Origin of the sequence: Streptococcus infantis, from assembly GCF_047464215.1 — a bacterium.
Taxonomy (GTDB): domain Bacteria; phylum Bacillota; class Bacilli; order Lactobacillales; family Streptococcaceae; genus Streptococcus; species Streptococcus infantis_P.
The window spans coordinates 1-1554 of sequence record NZ_JASHCG010000034.1 but is presented as its reverse complement, the minus strand read 5'-3'; the positions used below and the strand labels follow the sequence as shown (position 1 = coordinate 1554).

Genomic DNA, 1554 nt, shown 5'->3' with positions numbered 1-1554 from the left:
CTTCAGATTGAAGACAAAGTCCTTGGAAGTCCAGTTTCTAAGGGCTTTTCTTTGTGTAAAGTCGTATAATAGAGGTAAGAAGAGTTGTGAGGTGTTCCCTATGTTTCACAAAGAAAAACCTGATTATAATCGTAAGCAATATGGTTTCTATACAATAGACGAATTGGTCCCAAAAGATCACTTTCTTCGACAAGTAGATTCAAAGGTTGATTTTGGCTTTATCTATAACTTGGTAGAAGATACCTATAGTCCAAATAACGGTCGTCCTAGTCTTGATCCCGTCATGTTAGTCAAAATTCCTTTGATCAAGTGTTTTTATGGTATCCGTTCCATGCGCCAAACCATGAAAGAGATTGAAGTAAACGTAGCCTATCGTTGGTTTCTCGGACTAACTTTAGATGATAAGGTTCCTCATTTTACTACCTATGGCAAGAATTACAGCCGTCGTTTTCAAGATAAAGAACTCATTTCTGAGATTTTTTCCCAAGTTCTCAACCAAGCTTTGTATGCTGGCTTAATTGATCCTTCTGAAATATTTGTGGATGGTACCCATATCAAAGCAGCGGCTAATAGTCACAAGTATCGTAAGGAAATGGTAGAGCAACAAGCTAAATTTATGAGTGAACAATTGGCAGTTGAGATTGATTTAGATCGGAAAAAACACGCAAAAAAGTCCTTAAAGCCCGCAAAAGAAAGTGAGGCAAAGGAAAAGAAGATCTCAACAACAGATCCCGAGTGTGGTTGGTTTCACAAGGGCGAACACAAGGAAGTATTTGCCTATTCTGCTCAAGTTGCTTGCGATAAGCATGGTTGGGCCTTAGCTTATACGGTTGAAGCAGGAAATGTTCATGACAGTCAGGCTTTCCCTGCCTTATTTTCAAAGTTAGAGCCTTTCTCCCCACGCTATATTATTGCGGATTCAGGCTACAAGACTCCAACTATTGCCCATTATTTATTAGAACGTAACATCATCCCTGTCTTTCCTTATACTCGTCCAAAGGGAGTAAAGGGGAACTTAAGACCTAGTAATTTTGTTTATGATGCAAGTAATGACTGTTATGTCTGTCCAGAGAATCAAGTATTAAGCTATCGCACTACCACTCGAGAAGGCTACCGTGAGTATAAGAGTAATCCCAAAGTATGTGTTGCCTGTCCTTTATTATCCGTTTGTACCCAAAGCAAGAATTTTCAAAAAGTAGTAACGAGACATGTCTGGAAAGATGCCCTTGAATTTTGTGAGGAGATTCGTCACCAAAGAGAAATGAAAGAGCTCTATAAGAAGCGCAAAGAAACAATTGAACGGCTTTTTGGGACGGCTAAGGAGTACCATAATTTGAGATACACTAGAGAGAAAGGAAAGTCCAAAATGGAGGATCAGGTTGGGCTTACTTTGGCGTGTTTAAATATCAAAAAATTAGTGAAATGGATAGAGAATATCCCTTTTTATTTTTCTCAAATTCAAATTTTTGGATAGATTAGTAGATGATGAGACAAACTATTTTGGAAAATACAAAAAGACAAACGCCAACAATGACGTTTGTCTTCGTTCTGAAG

At 38.3% G+C, this 1554-nt stretch carries 1 protein-coding gene; it reads left to right on the top strand.

Annotation, left to right across the window (positions count from 1 at the left end; translation table 11 throughout):
- The first annotated feature begins 100 nt into the window (after window positions 1-100).
- On the top strand, window positions 101-1474 hold the full coding sequence (locus QM469_RS10495; RefSeq protein WP_414276805.1) for an IS1182 family transposase: 1374 nt from the start codon (window positions 101-103) through the stop codon (window positions 1472-1474).
- Window positions 1475-1554: the final 80 nt, after the last annotated feature.